At 68.5% G+C, this 15701-nt stretch carries 14 protein-coding genes, 1 rRNA gene and 1 riboswitch; of the genes, 12 read left to right on the forward strand and 3 right to left on the reverse strand.

What is annotated here, in order from left to right:
• The 11 genes from rrf to ACZ6ZP_RS35630 all read left to right on the forward strand — a co-directional run.
• A 5S ribosomal RNA gene (gene rrf / locus ACZ6ZP_RS35580) occupies positions 1-94 on the forward strand; the annotation flags it as partial.
• A 162-nt stretch (positions 95-256) separates the two neighbouring features.
• A complete protein-coding gene (locus tag ACZ6ZP_RS35585; protein ID WP_351170073.1) occupies positions 257-865 on the forward strand; it encodes a CDP-alcohol phosphatidyltransferase family protein in 609 nt (202 codons plus the stop codon).
• Positions 866-978: 113 nt separating this feature from the next.
• The gene (locus ACZ6ZP_RS35590) at positions 979-3474 is read left to right on the forward strand and encodes a mannose-1-phosphate guanyltransferase (RefSeq protein WP_351170070.1); all 2496 of its coding nucleotides are present in this window, start codon (positions 979-981) and stop codon (positions 3472-3474) included.
• An 89-nt stretch (positions 3475-3563) separates the two neighbouring features.
• Positions 3564-4463 (forward strand): DUF881 domain-containing protein, encoded by a 900-nt coding sequence (locus ACZ6ZP_RS35595; RefSeq protein WP_351170068.1) that lies wholly within the window; start codon positions 3564-3566, stop codon positions 4461-4463.
• The gene (locus tag ACZ6ZP_RS35600) at positions 4460-4792 is read left to right on the forward strand and encodes a small basic family protein (RefSeq protein WP_030794354.1); all 333 of its coding nucleotides are present in this window, start codon (positions 4460-4462) and stop codon (positions 4790-4792) included. The genes ACZ6ZP_RS35595 and ACZ6ZP_RS35600 overlap by 4 nt, the downstream gene beginning before the upstream one ends.
• 5 nt (positions 4793-4797) lie before the next feature.
• Positions 4798-5688: a DUF881 domain-containing protein gene (locus ACZ6ZP_RS35605; protein ID WP_469410189.1), complete on the forward strand. Its 891-nt coding sequence runs from the start codon at positions 4798-4800 to the stop codon at positions 5686-5688.
• Positions 5689-5770: 82 nt separating this feature from the next.
• Entirely contained in the window at positions 5771-6739 is a 969-nt protein-coding gene (locus ACZ6ZP_RS35610; RefSeq protein WP_469410190.1) for an FHA domain-containing protein, read from the forward strand.
• A gap of 16 nt (positions 6740-6755) precedes the next feature.
• A complete protein-coding gene (gene ftsR, locus ACZ6ZP_RS35615) occupies positions 6756-7499 on the forward strand; it encodes a transcriptional regulator FtsR (protein WP_351170066.1) in 744 nt (247 codons plus the stop codon).
• A gap of 53 nt (positions 7500-7552) precedes the next feature.
• Positions 7553-8026, forward strand: coding sequence for a bifunctional nuclease family protein (locus ACZ6ZP_RS35620; RefSeq protein ID WP_006123076.1), 474 nt, complete (start codon positions 7553-7555; stop codon positions 8024-8026).
• Between the two features lie 187 nt (positions 8027-8213).
• Complete coding sequence (locus ACZ6ZP_RS35625) at positions 8214-8849, forward strand: MerR family transcriptional regulator (RefSeq protein ID WP_351170064.1); 636 nt, start codon at positions 8214-8216, stop codon at positions 8847-8849.
• Between the two features lie 94 nt (positions 8850-8943).
• Positions 8944-10332: a DNA polymerase IV gene (locus ACZ6ZP_RS35630; RefSeq protein ID WP_361469395.1), complete on the forward strand. Its 1389-nt coding sequence runs from the start codon at positions 8944-8946 to the stop codon at positions 10330-10332.
• Between the two features lie 9 nt (positions 10333-10341).
• Here the strand turns inward: ACZ6ZP_RS35630 and ACZ6ZP_RS35635 are convergent, their stop codons facing one another.
• Positions 10342-10722: a PRC-barrel domain-containing protein gene (locus ACZ6ZP_RS35635; RefSeq protein WP_351170060.1), complete on the reverse strand. Its 381-nt coding sequence runs from the start codon at positions 10720-10722 to the stop codon at positions 10342-10344.
• A 143-nt stretch (positions 10723-10865) separates the two neighbouring features.
• A riboswitch (glycine riboswitch) is annotated at positions 10866-10963 on the forward strand.
• A 207-nt stretch (positions 10964-11170) separates the two neighbouring features.
• Here ACZ6ZP_RS35635 and gcvP point away from each other — a divergent pair.
• Positions 11171-14056 carry an aminomethyl-transferring glycine dehydrogenase gene (gene gcvP / locus ACZ6ZP_RS35640; RefSeq protein ID WP_366463129.1) on the forward strand — a complete coding sequence of 962 codons (2886 nt, stop codon included), beginning with the start codon at positions 11171-11173 and terminating at the stop codon, positions 14054-14056.
• An 88-nt stretch (positions 14057-14144) separates the two neighbouring features.
• Here the strand turns inward: gcvP and ACZ6ZP_RS35645 are convergent, their stop codons facing one another.
• Together ACZ6ZP_RS35645 and ACZ6ZP_RS35650 are read right to left on the reverse strand one after the other, a co-directional pair.
• Positions 14145-14351 carry a DUF5999 family protein gene (locus tag ACZ6ZP_RS35645; RefSeq protein WP_351170055.1) on the reverse strand — a complete coding sequence of 69 codons (207 nt, stop codon included), beginning with the start codon at positions 14349-14351 and terminating at the stop codon, positions 14145-14147.
• 305 nt (positions 14352-14656) lie between these two features.
• Positions 14657-15241, reverse strand: a complete 585-nt coding sequence (locus ACZ6ZP_RS35650; protein ID WP_351170052.1) for a hypothetical protein — start codon at positions 15239-15241, stop codon at positions 14657-14659.
• Between the last annotated feature and the right edge of the window lie 460 nt (positions 15242-15701).

Below are 15701 nucleotides of genomic sequence, written 5' to 3' on the forward strand. Positions count from 1 at the left end.
AACGCCCGGTTACATTCCGAACCCGGAAGCTAAGCCTCACAGCGCCGATGGTACTGCAGGGGGGACCCTGTGGGAGAGTAGGACGCCGCCGAACTCATTTTAATAGCCGTGGTCCCTGGACTTTATTGTCCAGGGACCACGGCTTTTGTATTTCTGGGCCCTTTCGGGCCCTCGGCCACCCCTCTGCACCGCCGGCTGACAACTGAGGGTAAGGTCAGGGGGCATCATCGGCTCGTTTCCCACAGGAGGCCCCCGGGTGGAGGTCCAGGAGACTCGCGTCCAGACGGACCGGGTCCTCACCATCCCGAACATCCTCAGCATGGCGCGTCTCCTTGGCGTACCCCTCTTCCTGTGGCTGATCCTCAGGCCGGAGTTCGGCGGGCCCAAGAGTGACCACTGGGCGCTGCTGGTGCTGATGCTGAGCGGCATCAGTGACTATCTCGACGGCAAGCTGGCCCGCCGCTGGAACCAGATCAGCAACCTCGGGCGGCTGCTCGACCCGGCTGCCGACCGGCTCTATATCTTGTCGACGTTGCTCGGGCTCACGTGGCGGGAGATTCTTCCGCTGTGGGTGACCGCGGTGCTGCTCCTGCGCGAGCTGGTTCTGCTGGTGATGGTTGGGATCCTCAGGCGTCACGGCTATCCGCCGCCGCAGGTGAACTTCCTGGGCAAGGCCGCCACCTTCAACCTGATGTACGCCTTTCCACTACTGCTCCTCAGTGACGGCAGTGGCTGGATCAGCACTCTCGCTGCTATTTTCGGATGGGCGTTCGCAGGATGGGGTACAACTCTGTACTGGTGGGCAGGGATCCTCTACGTGGTTCAGGTCCGCCGACTTGTCCGTGCGGACGTCACGGCCGATTGAGCTTGCCGATTCGGCAGCTGTAGAGGCTTGCAGACCCGTAAGAGATATTTACGGGACTATCTTGGCGGGCTGAGTCGGCTAGATCGTCGCCTATTGAGGAGGACGCTTCCGACATGAAGGCCGTCGTAATGGCTGGAGGTGAAGGCACGCGCCTTCGCCCCATGACCTCGAGCATGCCCAAGCCGCTCCTGCCTGTGGCCAATAGGCCCATCATGGAGCATGTGCTGAGGCTGCTCAAAAGGCATGGACTCACCGAGACCGTAGTAACAGTCCAGTTCCTGGCCTCACTGGTCAAGAATTACTTCGGCGATGGTGAAGAGCTCGGGATGGAGCTCACCTATGCCAATGAGGAGAAGCCACTCGGCACTGCCGGGAGCGTGAAGAACGCCGAGGAGGCATTGAAGGACGATGCCTTCCTCGTGATCTCCGGTGATGCTCTGACCGATTTCGACCTCACCGAGCTGATCAACTTCCACAAGGAGAAGGGCGCGCTTGTCACCGTCTGCCTGACGCGCGTTCCCAATCCGCTGGAATTCGGCATCACCATCGTGGACGAAGAAGGAAAGGTCGAACGCTTCCTGGAGAAGCCGACCTGGGGACAGGTCTTCTCCGACACGGTGAACACGGGCATCTATGTGATGGAGCCCGAGGTCTTCGACTATGTCGACGCCGATGTGTCGGTCGACTGGTCCGGTGACGTCTTCCCCCAGCTCATGAAGGAAGGCAAGCCCGTCTACGGGTACATCGCCGAGGGCTACTGGGAGGACGTCGGCACGCACGAGAGCTACGTCAAGGCGCAGGCCGACGTGCTGGAGCGCAAGGTCGACGTCGAACTCGACGGCTTTGAGATCTCGCCCGGTGTGTGGGTCGCCGAAGGCGCCGAGGTGCACCCCGACGCCACGCTGCGGGGGCCGCTCTACATCGGTGACTACGCCAAGGTCGAGGCCGACGCCGAAATTCGTGAGCACACGGTCGTGGGCTCGAACGTGGTGGTCAAGACCGGCGCGTTCCTGCACAGGGCCGTCGTGCACGACAACGTCTACATCGGCCAGCACAGCAACCTGCGGGGCTGTGTCATCGGCAGGAACACCGACATCATGCGGGCCGCCCGCATCGAGGACGGTGCCGTCATCGGCGACGAGTGCCTCGTCGGTGAGGAATCGATTATCCAGGGCAATGTGCGGGTCTACCCGTTCAAGACGATCGAGGCCGGCGCGTTCGTCAACACGTCCGTCATCTGGGAGTCCCGCGGCCAAGCCCATCTCTTCGGTGCGCGCGGTGTCTCCGGAATCCTGAACGTGGAGATCACGCCGGAGCTCGCGGTGCGGCTCGCGGGGGCGTACGCCACGACCCTGAAGAAGGGCTCGACCGTCACCACGGCCCGTGACCACTCTCGAGGCGCCCGGGCGCTGAAGCGAGCGGTGATCTCGGCCCTCCAGGCCAGCGCCATCGACGTACGCGACCTGGAGAACGTGCCGCTGCCGGTGGCGCGGCAGCAGACGGCTCGGGGCAGTGCCGGCGGGATCATGATCCGGACGACGCCCGGGGTGCCGGACTCCGTCGACATCATGTTCTTCGACGCACGCGGGGCCGACCTGTCGCAGGGGAGTCAGCGGAAGCTGGACCGGGTGTACGCGCGCCAGGAGTACCGGCGTGCCTTCCCCGGGGAGATCGGGGATCTGCACTTCCCGTCCAGCGTCTTCGACTCCTACACCGGCTCGTTGCTGCGCAACGTCGACACCACGGGCGTGGCCGAGTCGGATCTGAAGGTGGTCGTCGACGCCTCCAACGGCAGTGCGGGCCTCGTGCTGCCGAGCCTGCTCGGGCGACTGGGCGTCGACGCGCTGACCATCAACCCCGGTCTCGACGAGTCGCGTCCGACCGAGACCTATGAGGCTCGCAGGTCGGGGCTTGTGCGGCTGGGCGAGATCGTGGCGTCGTCGCGTGCCGACTTCGGTGTGCGGTTCGACCCCGTGGGCGAGCGGCTTTCGCTCGTCGACGAGAAGGGGCGGATCATCGAGGACGACCGCGCGCTTCTCGTCATGCTCGATCTGGTCGCCGCGGAGCGCCGCAGCGGGCGGGTCGCGCTGCCGGTGACGACGACGCGCATCGGCGAGCAGGTGGCCGCGTATCACGGGACGCAGGTCGACTGGACGACGACGTCGCCCGACGATCTGACGCGCGTGGGGCGTGATGAGTCGACCATCTTCGGTGGCGACGGCCGCGGTGGATTCATCATTCCGGAGTTCAGCAGCGTCTTCGACGGTGCGGCGGCCTTCGTGCGGCTCATCGGTCTCGTCGCGCGGACGCAGCTCACGCTGAGCCAGATCGATGCCCGTATCCCGCGTGCGCATGTGCTGCGGCGTGACCTCGCGACGCCGTGGGCGGTCAAGGGGCTCGTGATGCGGACCGTGGTGGAGGCCGCGGGGGATCGGTCGGTGGACACGACCGACGGCGTCCGGGTCGTGGAGACCGACGGGCGGTGGGTGCTGGTGCTGCCCGACCCCGCGGAGGCCGTCACCCATCTGTGGGCCGAGGGACCCGACGACGCCTCCGCCCAGGCGTTGCTCGACGAGTGGTCCGCCGTGGTGGACAGCGCCGGTCGCTGACCGGCGGCGTGGGCCGGACGGCACCCGTGAGAGGTGCTGTCCGGCACGCCGGTGGGGCCATTCGGAGGTAGCGCCCGCGACGTGCGACGATGTGCGGCATGCCGCAGCAGCCCCCCGTTCGGAGCACCCCCTCGCGCCCCCGGCGCCCGGACGCCTCCATGTCGCTGCTGACCACGGTCATGGACCACAGTCTGGACGAGGGGTACGCAGAGGCGGCGGCCCGCAAGAAGGCGCAGGGCGCGGCCGGTGTGCCGCGTCCGCTGCGGGCGAAGCTCGGCCTCGCGCTCGGACTGGTGCTCGCGGCCCTGGTGGTGACGGTGGGTGCGGCGCAGGCGCGGATAGCCGCTCCGGTCGTCGCCAAGGAGCGCGTGGAGCTCATCGACCGCATCGAGTCGGCGACCTCGGACGCCGACGAGCTCGAAGAGGACGTCGAGACGCTCCGTGACGACGTGGGCGAGCGGCAGCGCGAGGCCTTGAAGAAACACGGGGGCAGCAAGGGCGAGTTGGTGTCCCTGCTCTCCGGTGCCACCAAGGTCCACGGGCTCGGTGTGAAGCTTGTCGTGGACGACGCGAAGGAAGCCGACCAGGGCGGGGGCGGGCCGCGCGAGAGCGCGGGATTCTCCGACACCGGACGGGTGCGCGACCGCGACATGCAGCGGGTCGTCAACGGCCTGTGGCAGTCCGGCGCTGAGGCGATCGCCATCAACGACCAGCGGCTGACGGCCCTGTCGGCGATCAGGGCCGCGGGTGACGCGATACTGGTCGACAACAAGCCGCTGGTGCCGCCGTATACGGTGCTTGCCGTGGGTGACGGTCAGCGCTTGAGCACGAGATTCCAGAACAGTCGCGACGGTCAGTATCTGCATGCTCTGCAGGAGAACTTCGGCGTACGGACCAGTATTTCCGTCCAGGAAGACGTCCGACTGCCGGCAGCACCGAGTGTGACCGTACGTACAGCAGAGCCGAAGGCAGGAAAGGGCACATCGTGATCGCCGTACTGGGCCTCGTCGTGGGAGTCGTGGCCGGATTGTTGGTCCGGCCCGAGGTTCCGGCGGTGGTCGAGCCGTACCTTCCGATCGCCGTGGTGGCGGCACTCGACGCGGTGTTCGGAGGTCTGCGGGCGATGCTCGACGGGATCTTCGACGACAAGGTCTTCGTGGTGTCGTTCCTCTCGAACGTGGTCGTGGCCGCCCTGATCGTGTTCCTGGGCGACAAGTTGGGCGTGGGCGCCCAGCTCTCCACCGGTGTCGTGGTGGTCCTCGGCATCCGGATCTTCTCGAACGCCGCCGCCATCCGCCGACACATCTTCAGGGCGTGACGCGCATGGGTACGGACGAGACGCCCGGGGGCGACAACCGCGGCAGGGCGCTTCCCGCCGAGGTGCACGGCGCTCCCGCGGAGCCCGTGCAGGCCGCGGGGCCCGAGCAGGGCGAACAGCGGGACGCACACCACGACGAGCAGCAGAACACGCAGCAGGACGGGCAGGCGCCGCTCAGCGGCCGTCGGCGGCTGGCGGAGGGGCTGTGGCCCCCTCGCGTCACGCGCCCCCAACTCATCGTCGCCCTGCTGCTGTTCGTGCTGGGGCTCGGTCTTGCCATCCAGGTGCGCTCCAACAACGACAGCAGCGCGTTGCGCGGCGCACGTCAGGAAGATCTCGTACGCATTCTCGATGAACTGGATGACCGTACACAGCGTCTGGAAGGTGAGAAGCAGCGTCTTGAGGACCAGCGCACCGGGCTTGAGAACAGCTCGGACCAGGCCGAGGAGGCCCGCAAGCAGACTGTCGAGAAAGAACGTCAACTCGGCATTCTGGCGGGCACCGTGGCGGCGCAGGGTCCTGGCATCACGCTGACCATCGATGACAAGAAGGAGTCGGTTGAGGCGGACATGCTGCTCGACGCCATTCAGGAGTTGCGTGCTGCGGGTGCCGAGGCCATCCAGATCAATGATGTACGCGTAGTGGCCAACACCTATCTGTCGGATACGGACAGTGGTGGTGTCCGGGTGGACGGCCGCAAGGTCGGCAAGCCCTACCGGTTCAAGGTGATCGGCAAGCCGCAGGACCTCGAGCCGGCGCTGAACATCCCAGGTGGCGTGGTGCAGACTCTGGAGAAGGAGCAGGCCACCGTCACCGTGACGCGAGCGGAGAAGATCGTGGTGGACGCCTTGCGAGCGGCGAAGCGGCCTGACTACGCTCGGTCGTCGTCCCAGTGAGGGCGGGGTGCATGGGGGCCGCCGGTCGAGGGCATGAGGTTGCGGGGGGTCGGCGCACTGTAAGCGTGGTGCGTGGTGGAAACTGTTTGGCGGATGCGGACGTTGTGAGGATGTCTGTGCTGCCGATGTATGCCGGTGTGTGCAATCAGGGTTCGTCCTGCCCCACGGGCGGGTCTGTTTCGGTCAAGGGGAATCGCCCGTGAAGTTGTTTGCGAAGTTGTTCGGCAAGAGCGCACGTGAGGACAGTGGCAACCCCGCCACTGCCCGGCACCGTGCCACGCGCCATGGAGATGCAGAGGAGCAGGGCGCCGAGCGCCCGATGTTCCGTGACCAGGTCGGTGGGCCAAGCGGTGACATTTCGGGCGCGCAGGGCGCGTCGTCTGTTGACCCTGCCGGTCCGGGCCGCATAGGTTTCGGAGAACCGTCAACCTCAAGTACGGGTGGAGGGTTTACCCCCGATCCGTACGCATCGAATGCCCCCGCGGGGCAGCCGCGGCAGGAGGATCCGTCCATGGCCCTGGTGTGTACGAGGTGCGGGAACCGCAACGCCGAGGCGAGCCGGTTCTGCTCCAACTGCGGCGCGCCGCTGCGGGCCGGGGCCGCGCCGGAGCGTCCCTCGGAGACGACCTCCACCATCTCCATCTCGGGCCTGGAGGCCTACGACGCGGAGGTGACGGGGCAGACCGCCTCGCCCGCCCTCTCGCCGGAGGCCCAGGCCGCCGTTGACGCACTGCCGCTCGGTTCCGCGCTCCTCGTGGTGCGCCGTGGGCCGAACTCGGGCAGCCGCTTCCTCCTGGACGGCGAGCTGACCACGGCGGGGCGCCACCCGCAGAGCGACATCTTCCTGGACGACGTGACCGTCTCGCGTCGCCACGTGGAGTTCCGTCGCCTCGGTGACGGTTCCTTCACCGTCGCCGACGTGGGCAGCCTCAACGGCACGTACGTCAATCGGGAGCGCATCGACTCGGTCGCGCTGTCGAACGGCGACGAGGTGCAGATCGGCAAGTACCGCCTGGTCTTCTACGCGAGCCAGCGGGCCATGGGTATCTGATCCGTCAGGAAGGTCCATGCTTCAAACACCGAGGGGCGGTGCCGGCAACGGCACCGCCGCCGAGGACCGTCGGCTGATGAGCATCGGCGCCGTGTTGAACGCGCTGCGTGACGAGTTTCCCGAGGTCACGATCTCCAAGATTCGTTTCCTGGAGTCGGAAGGGCTCATCGAGCCGGAGCGCACGCCGTCGGGCTATCGCAAGTTCAGCCCGCAGGACGTCGAGCGGCTCGGTCACGTCCTGAGGATGCAGCGGGACCACTATCTGCCGCTCAAGGTCATCCGGGAGCACCTGGACGCCCTGGAGCGCGGAGAGAAGGCTCCCGTGCCCTCTCTGGGGCAGCCGCGCGAGCCCGGTGACGCCTGGGGCGTGAGTGACGCCGATGAGCCCACTGCTGCCCGTGTGGGCCGTGCCGAGCTCCTTGCGGCCGCCGAGATCGACGCGGAGCAGCTCGCGGACTGGGAGACGTACGGGCTCATCGTGCCCTTGCCGGACGGCGGCTATGACGCGGAGGCCGTGACGGTGGCCGCGCTCGTCGTCGAACTCGGGCGGTTCGGTATCGAACCCAGACATCTGCGCACCCTGAAGTCGGCGGCCGAACGCGAGGCCGGGCTCGTCGACCAGGTCGTCGCGCCGCTGCGCCGGCACCGCAATCCGCAGACCAGAGCCCATGCGGAAGCTCGTACGAAGGAGCTCGCGGGACTGACCGGAAAGCTGCACTCTGCACTGGTGCAGACCGCGCTCGGGGTGCGGTTGCCCTGACTCAAGGGGTGCCCGACTACCCAAACCGGCCGGGCACGTCCTAGGGTTGCTGTGTGAACGAGCTCGACGTCGTAGGTGTCCGGGTGGAAATGCCCTCCAACCAACCGATCGTGCTCCTGCGTGAAGTGGGAGGCGATCGGTACCTCCCCATCTGGATCGGACCAGGTGAGGCGACCGCGATCGCCTTCGCACAGCAGGGGATGGCGCCCGCACGGCCGCTGACCCACGACCTGTTCAAGGACGTGCTGGAGGCGGTGGGACAGGAGCTCACCGAAGTGCGCATCACGGACCTCCGAGAAGGGGTCTTCTATGCGGAACTGGTCTTCGCCAGCGGAGTCGAGGTGAGCGCCCGGCCGTCCGACGCCATAGCGCTCGCCCTGCGCACCGGAACGCCGATCTACGGCAGTGACGGTGTCCTCGACGACGCGGGCATCGCCATTCCGGACGAGCAGGAGGACGAGGTGGAGAAGTTCCGCGAGTTCCTCGATCAGATCTCGCCCGAGGACTTCGGTACGAACAGCCAGTAGTCCGTCAGCCGGTGGTCCGTCGCTTCCGAAGGGGTCCGGCGGACCATTCGGCTAGCTTTTCCCGGCGGTGCGGTACGGCAAACCACTCTTAGGGTGATTATCACTCGGCGTGCCGAGTGTGGCGATCGTTGACGAGCCCCTGGTGACTGCCTACCGTCGAGAAGGCAGGTCAAGGACGGAGGTCGGCGTGGGAAGCAGCGGCGACGGTACGGCGATGGGCGGGCCGTATCCGCTTCACAGCAGCGCGGCCGGTCACTCTCCGAAGAGGCCGATGGTGGTTCAGGGGAGCGTTCAGGGGAGCGGGGACGCCACGTCCGGACAGTCCGAACAGGAACAGATCGGTTACCGGGGGCCGACCGCGTGCGCGGCCGCCGGCATCACCTACCGACAGCTCGACTACTGGGCCCGTACGGGTCTGGTCGAGCCCAGTGTGCGGTCCGCGGGCGGGTCGGGCACCCAGCGGCTCTACAGCTTCCGGGACGTCGTCGTCCTGAAGATCGTGAAGCGGTTCCTCGACACCGGTGTGTCCCTGCAGAACATCAGGACCACGGTCCAGCATCTGCGCGACCGCGGCTTCCAGGACCTGGAGCGGATGACGCTCATGAGCGACGGCGCGACGGTCTACGAGTGCACGTCGCCCGACGAGGTCCACGATCTGCTCCAGGGCGGCCAGGGGGTCTTCGGGATCGCCGTGGGTGTCGTGTGGCGGGACGTGGAGGCGGCGCTCTCGCAGCTGCACGGCGAGCGGATCGAGACCGGGGAGACGCTGGTGCGGCCGAACCCCGCCGACGAGCTCGCGCGGCGGCGCAACAGGGCCGTCTGAGGCCGCCGCGCGCGTCGCGGACCGGTCGCGGCCCGGTTGGGTGCGGGGTGGCGTTCTCGGGGCGTTGTCAGTGGCGTAGGGCAGCATCAGTGGTGTGAGAACCGCGCCCACGATTCTGCATCTGGACATGGATGCCTTCTACGCGTCCGCCGAGCAGGCCGCGAAGCCGAGTCTGCGCGGGAAAGCCGTGGTGGTGGGCGGGCTCGGACCGCGGGGCGTGGTGGCCACGGCCTCGTACGAGGCGCGGAAGTTCGGTGTGCACTCGGCGATGCCCATGGGGCAGGCGCGGCGTCTGGTGCCCAATGCCGCCTATCTGGTTCCGCGCTTCGCGCTCTACCGCGACATCAGCGACCAGGTGATGGCGCTGCTGCGTGAGCTGTCGCCGCTGGTGGAGCCGCTCAGCCTGGATGAGGCATTCGTCGACCTGGAGGCGGGCGGGGTGGCCGACGACCAGGCGTCGGCGCTGGCCGTGGGCGAGCGGTTGCGTGCCGACATCAAGGCGGTGACCGGGCTCGCGGGGTCGGTCGGGCTCGCCGCGTCCAAGATGCTGGCGAAGATCGCCTCGGAGGAGGCCAAGCCGGACGGCCTGCGGCTGATAGTGCCGGGGACCGAGCGGGACCTGCTCGGGCCGCTGTCGGTGCGCATCCTGCCCGGTGTGGGGCCGGCCACCGGGGACCATCTGCGGCGCGGCGGGATCACGACGGTGGGGGAGATCGCCGAGGCGGGCGAGGACGAGCTCGTCCGTCTCCTGGGCAAGTCGCACGGGAGCGCGCTGTACGCGATGGCGCTCGCGCGCGACGAGCGGCCCGTGGTGGCCGAGCGGGAGTCCAAGTCGGTCAGCGTCGAGGACACGTACGACGTGGACATCCATGACCGGGTGCGGGTCAGGGGCGAGGTGGCGCGGCTCGCCGACCGGTGTGTGGAGCGGCTGCGGGCGGCGGGGCACTCGGGGCGGACCATCGTCCTGAAGGTGCGGCGGTTCGACTTCTCGACGCTGACGCGTTCCGAGACGCTGCGGGGGCCGACGGACGACCCCGGGGTGGTGCGGGAGGCCGCCGCGCGGCTCCTGGAGTCCGTGGACACCACCGGAGGCGTGCGGCTGCTCGGCGTGGGCGTCACGGGGCTCGCCGACTACACGCAGGAGGATCTCTTCGCGCAGGCCCAGGCCCAGGCGCTGGCGCTGGCAGAGGGCCCTGAGCAGAGGGAGGGCGAGGCCGCGCCGGAGGGGGTGGCTGCCGAGACGGTGGAGGAGCCGGCCGAGGAGGTGCCGCTCGTCCTGCGCCGGTGGAGCGCGGGGCACGATGTGCGGCATGCGCGCTTCGGGCACGGGTGGGTGCAGGGGAGCGGGCTCGGGCGGGTGACGGTGCGGTTCGAGACACCGGGGTCTGCGCCGGGGCGGGTGAGGACCTTCCGGGTGGACGATGCCGAGCTCGTCCCCGCGGAGCCGTTGCCGCTGGTGACTCCGCCGGGGGAGGAGGGCTGAGCCGTGGGGTCAGGTGCTCTCCTGGCCCGCGATCTTTCCGAAGTCCTGGTCCGGCGGTGGCGCCGACTGCGGGGGCGTGATGTCCAGGCCGTAGTGGTGGTAGAGCTGTAGTTCCTGCTCGGGGGAGAGGTGGCGGCCCACGCCGAAGTCCGGGGCGTCCTTGACCAGGGAGCGGTCGAAGGGGATGCGCAGGGTGCCCTCGCTGGTGACCTCGCTGGGCTCCAGGGGGACGAAGGCGTCCCGGCTGAAGAGGCCCGTGCGTATGGCCGCCCACTCCGGGGCCCCGGTGGCGTCGTCGAGATAGACCTCGTCGATCGTGCCGATCTTCGCCCCGTTGCGGTCGAACGCCTTGCGGCCGATCAAGGTGCGTGGATCGATATCGGTCTGCACGGGCCCTCCAACTGGTCGAGGCTTGTCGAAGTGGGGCGTAACTCATCCTTGTTCGTTCGTATTCACTACGAAAGAGCACTTCGGGGCAGGCGGCCACTCGAGGGATCCTCCATCTCCTCGCTGGTAGGCTGGCGCTTGGCTGCTGACCCCGTGCGGGAGAGCTCTCCGGTGGACACACCGGAGGCGCCGAAGGAGCAACTCCTCCCCGGAATCTCTCAGGCCCCTGTACCGCACGGACGAGGTCACTCTGGAAAGTAGGGCGGGCGTCGGGCGGGCACGTTCGAAACCCTTCCTCACCGACGGTGAAAGCCGGTACGGCGTCTCTCGCGAGGCACGGACCGGTGAAGCTCTCAGGTTGAGATGACAGAGGGGGAGGCCGTCCGGGTACCCGCGCCGTGGTGCCCCTCGCAGGTCGCGTCAGACCCGCGTCAGACCAGGAGGCCTCCGCATGACCGCCACCCCTCGTATCCCGCTCTCGCAGCTCGAGCAGGGCATTCCCTTCGAGCAGCGGCACATCGGTCCCGATGTGGAAGCACGGGCCAAGATGCTCGCGCAGGTCGGATACGGCTCGCTGGACGAGCTGACCGCCGCCGCCGTGCCGGATGTGATCAAGAACGCCGAGGCGCTGAACCTGCCCGGGGCGCGCACCGAGGCCGAGGTCCTGGCCGAGCTGCGCTCTCTCGCGGACCGCAACCAGGTCCTCGACTCCATGATCGGGCTCGGTTACTACGGGACCTTCACTCCGCCGGTGATCCTGCGGAACGTGATGGAGAACCCCGCGTGGTACACCGCTTACACGCCGTACCAGCCCGAGATCTCCCAGGGGCGCCTCGAGGCGCTGCTGAACTTCCAGACCGTCGTCGCCGAGCTGACCGGGCTGCCCACCTCCGGTGCCTCGCTGCTCGACGAGGGCACCGCCGCCGCCGAGGCCATGGCGCTCTCGCGGCGCATGGGCAAGGTCAAGGACGGTGTCTTCCTGGTCGACGCCGACGCCCTGCCGCAGACCGTCGCCGTCATCCAGACCCGCGCGGAGCCGACCGGTGTCGAGGTCGTCGTCGCCGATCTGAGCGAGGGCATCCCGGCCGAGGTCGCCGAGCGCGGTGTCGTCGGCGTACTGATCCAGTACCCGGGCGCCTCCGGTGCCGTGCGCGACATCAAGCCGCTCATCGAGCAGGCGCACGAGATCGGTGCCATCGTCTCCGTCGCCGCCGACCTGCTGGCCCTGACGCTGCTCACCTCGCCCGGCGAGCTCGGCGCCGACATCGCCGTCGGCACCACGCAGCGCTTCGGTGTGCCGATGGGCTTCGGCGGCCCGCACGCCGGTTACATGGCGGTGCGCGAGAAGTTCGCGCGCAGCCTGCCGGGGCGGCTCGTCGGTGTGTCCGTGGACGCGGACGGGAACAAGGCCTACCGCCTGGCGCTGCAGACCCGTGAGCAGCACATCCGCCGCGAGAAGGCCACCAGCAACATCTGTACGGCGCAGGTGCTGCTCGCCGTGATGGCCGGGATGTACGCGGTCTACCACGGGCCCGAGGGCCTCAAGTCCATCGCGCGGCGTACCCACCGCTACGCGACCGTGCTCGCCGCGGGGCTCACCGCGGGCGGTGTCGAGGTCGTGCACGGCGCGTACTTCGACACCCTGACCGTTCGGGTGCCCGGCCGGGCCGAGGCGCTCGTGGCCGCGGCCCGCGAGGGCGGTGTCAACATCCACCAGATCGACGCCGACCACGTCTCCCTGGCCTGCGACGAGACCACCACGCGCAAGCAACTGACCGCGATCTGGACGGCGTTCGGCGTCGAGGCCGACGTCGAGGCGCTCGACGCGCAGACCGCGGACTCGCTCCCCGGCGCTCTGCTGCGCTCCGACGACTACCTGACGCACCCCGTCTTCCACCAGTACCGCTCCGAGACCGCGATGCTGCGCTACCTGCGCAAGCTGTCCGACCGCGACTACGCGCTCGACCGCGGCATGATCCCGCTGGGCTCCTGCACCATGAAGCTCAACGCGACCACGGAGATGGAGCCGGTCACCTGGCCCGAGTTCGGCCAGCTGCACCCCTTCGCCCCCGCCCAGCAGGCGCAGGGCTATCTGACGCTCATCCGTGAGCTGGAGGAGCGCCTCGCCGAGGTCACCGGGTACGACAAGGTCTCGCTGCAGCCCAACGCCGGTTCGCAGGGCGAGCTCGCCGGACTGCTCGCGGTGCGCGGCTACCACCGTGCCAACGGCGACGAGCAGCGCACCGTCTGCCTGATCCCGTCCTCCGCGCACGGCACCAACGCCGCGAGCGCCGTGATGGCCGGCATGAAGGTCGTCGTCGTGAAGACCAGCGACGACGGCGAGATCGACGTCGAGGACCTGCGCGCCAAGATCGAGAAGCACCGCGACGAGCTGTCCGTGCTCATGATCACCTACCCGTCCACGCACGGGGTGTTCGAGGAGCACGTCGCCGACATCTGCGCCTCCGTGCACGAGGCGGGCGGCCAGGTCTACGTCGACGGCGCGAACCTCAACGCCCTGGTCGGCCTCGCCCAGCCCGGCAAGTTCGGCGGCGACGTCTCGCACCTGAACCTGCACAAGACCTTCTGCATCCCGCACGGCGGCGGCGGCCCCGGCGTCGGCCCGGTCGGTGTGCGCGAGCACCTCGCGCCGTTCCTGCCCAACCACCCGCTGCAGCCCGCCGCGGGCCCCGAGACGGGCGTCGGGCCGATCTCCGCCGCGCCGTGGGGTTCCGCGGGAATCCTGCCGATCTCCTGGGCGTACGTACGCCTCATGGGCGGCGAGGGCCTCAAGCGCGCCACGCAGGTCGCCGTGCTCTCCGCCAACTACATCGCCAAGCGCCTCGAGCCGCACTACCCGGTGCTCTACACCGGCCCCGGCGGGCTCGTCGCGCACGAGTGCATCATCGATCTGCGCCCGCTGAGCAAGGCGACCGGTGTCAGCGTCGACGACATCGCCAAGCGGCTCATCGACTACGGCTTCCACGCGCCGACCATGTCCTTCCCGGTCGCGGGGACGCTGATGATCGAGCCCACCGAGAGCGAGGACCTGGTCGAGATCGACCGGTTCTGCGAGGCGATGATCAACATCCGCGCGGAGATCGAGAAGGTCGGCGCCGAGTGGACGGCGGACGACAACCCGCTGCGCAACGCGCCGCACACCGCCGCCGCGCTCGGCGGTGAGTGGGAGCACGCCTACAGCCGCGAGGAGGCCGTCTTCCCGGCCGGCGTCGTAGCCGCTGACAAGTACTGGCCGCCGGTGCGCCGCATCGACCAGGCGTACGGCGACCGGAATCTGGTCTGCTCCTGCCCGCCGCTGGATGCGTACGAGGACTGACAGCGCGTCCAGAACATGCGTGGGGGCCGGTCCGGAGGTTGTTGCTCCGGGTCGGCCCCTTTGTTGTCCGTGCCGTGATGGCGCCGCGTCAGGCGGCGGTCATGATCTTGTCCGTGCCCAGCGGTCGATGCGGGGCGATGATCTGGCCGTCCGGCAGCAGCTCACCGGTGTCCTCGAAGAGCAGGACGCCGTTGCACAGCAGGCTCCAGCCCTGCTCCGGGTGGCTCGCCGTGAGCAGTGCGGCTTCCCGGTCGGCGGAGTCGGCTGTCGGGCACGGTGGTTGGTGCTGGCACATGGAAGGGTTCTTTCGCTGCGGTGTGATGGCTGTGACGTCTGCCTTGCGGCTCGATGCGGTGTTCATGCCGCCCCCCGTTTAGTCGGTCCGATCCCAGTGTTGCCCTACGGACGTCAATCCGCAGGGATTTAGCGGCAGCGCTCCTTACTGCTTAATGACGTATCACCCGCCCGGACGGTTCAGCCCAACTGCACTGTCTCTTCGGGTGGTTCGGGGTGGTCATACTGGGCTAGTCCGTATGGGCACATCACGCGCCGAGCCCCGCGGCCGAGGTCGGCGGCGGGGCACGGGGACGTACGGCGAGGTCAGGCGGGCGAGCCGAGCAGCGGTGCCGGGGTCAGACGGTGGGTGAGGACCTTGAGGAGCTCCGCGGCGCGGTGCGGGCGGTGCGCCGCGATGCCGGGAGGCGCGGGCGCCAGGGGCACGAGGATGTCGGAGGGCGCGAGATCGCCGTCCGCGCCGTCCGCCGTGCAGTCGCCGTGCAGCCAGAGGGTCAGCATGTAGAGCTCGGGTACGGACAGCAGACGGGGTTGGTAGGGCATCGGCATCGCCTCGGCATGGCGCAGGGCGCGTTCGGTGGAGGCGATGTAGGGGCCCTCGAAGAAGTGGGAGAAGGCCCATCCGTCAGGGGTCAGCATCGTGTCCGCGGCGGCGACGGCTCGCTCGCCGGAGCGGATCAGGAAGCGCCACCCGGCGAGCCGGGTGGGCGATGTGCCCGACGGGGCGATCCGGTCGAGGACGTGGACGGGCAACGGGAGTTCGGGGCTCGTCGGTCCCTGCGCGGCACGCAGGGACGGGGTGCGGGCTTCGCGTACGGCGGTGGGTGAACCGAGTGCCGCGAGGACGCTGCGCAGGGCGGGCGCGGGAGCCGGGGGGACTTGCAGCGGCATGATGGGTCGCCTCTCTCATTCGACAGGCACGGTGGAACGAGGACAGGTGCGGACGTCGCTGTCTGCTCCGAAGTCAGAGGGGGCGGGGGCAGGGGACCGCGAGCGCCAACTCTCTGCCTCGTTCGCGGAGTTTATACGACACGTGTTCAGGCAGTGTTTCGTCTAACCGCACCCGATATTGCCTGCAAGGCGTTATTCGGTCGCCATTTTGCGGGCTTTATCCCGATCTCGGATGAGCCCAGGCGTTTGACCTCGGCTCCCTTCGCGGGAGCGGACGGCCGATTCTCGTCGGCGTTTTTCACCAGGGGTTCGGGGCGAGGAATCCCCGGCGTACCCCATGCCCGGTGAATGTGCCGCGTGGGCACGGCATCGAGCCTACTGGGCCGGAGGCATGTGCGGGGCGTTATCGATCACATTGCAGGGCATCATCCCCCGAGACATCGCGGCCGGATCATTGGCT

The sequence above is a fragment of the Streptomyces sp. NPDC054047 genome (assembly GCF_055585065.1).

What these genes read in the sequence shown, in the direction of transcription:
- ACZ6ZP_RS35595 (WP_351170068.1), top strand. Translation starts at nt 3,564, where the DNA reads ATGTGCGGCATGCCGCAGCAGCCCCCCGTTCGGAGCACCCCCTCGCGC.
- ACZ6ZP_RS35590 (WP_351170070.1), top strand. Translation starts at nt 979, where the DNA reads ATGAAGGCCGTCGTAATGGCTGGAGGTGAAGGCACGCGCCTTCGCCCC.
- gcvP (WP_366463129.1), top strand. Translation starts at nt 11,171, where the DNA reads ATGACCGCCACCCCTCGTATCCCGCTCTCGCAGCTCGAGCAGGGCATT.
- ACZ6ZP_RS35645 (WP_351170055.1), bottom strand. Translation starts at nt 14,351, where the DNA reads ATGTGCCAGCACCAACCACCGTGCCCGACAGCCGACTCCGCCGACCGG.
- ftsR (WP_351170066.1), top strand. Translation starts at nt 6,756, where the DNA reads ATGCTTCAAACACCGAGGGGCGGTGCCGGCAACGGCACCGCCGCCGAG.
- ACZ6ZP_RS35650 (WP_351170052.1), bottom strand. Translation starts at nt 15,241, where the DNA reads ATGCCGCTGCAAGTCCCCCCGGCTCCCGCGCCCGCCCTGCGCAGCGTC.
- ACZ6ZP_RS35605 (WP_469410189.1), top strand. Translation starts at nt 4,798, where the DNA reads ATGGGTACGGACGAGACGCCCGGGGGCGACAACCGCGGCAGGGCGCTT.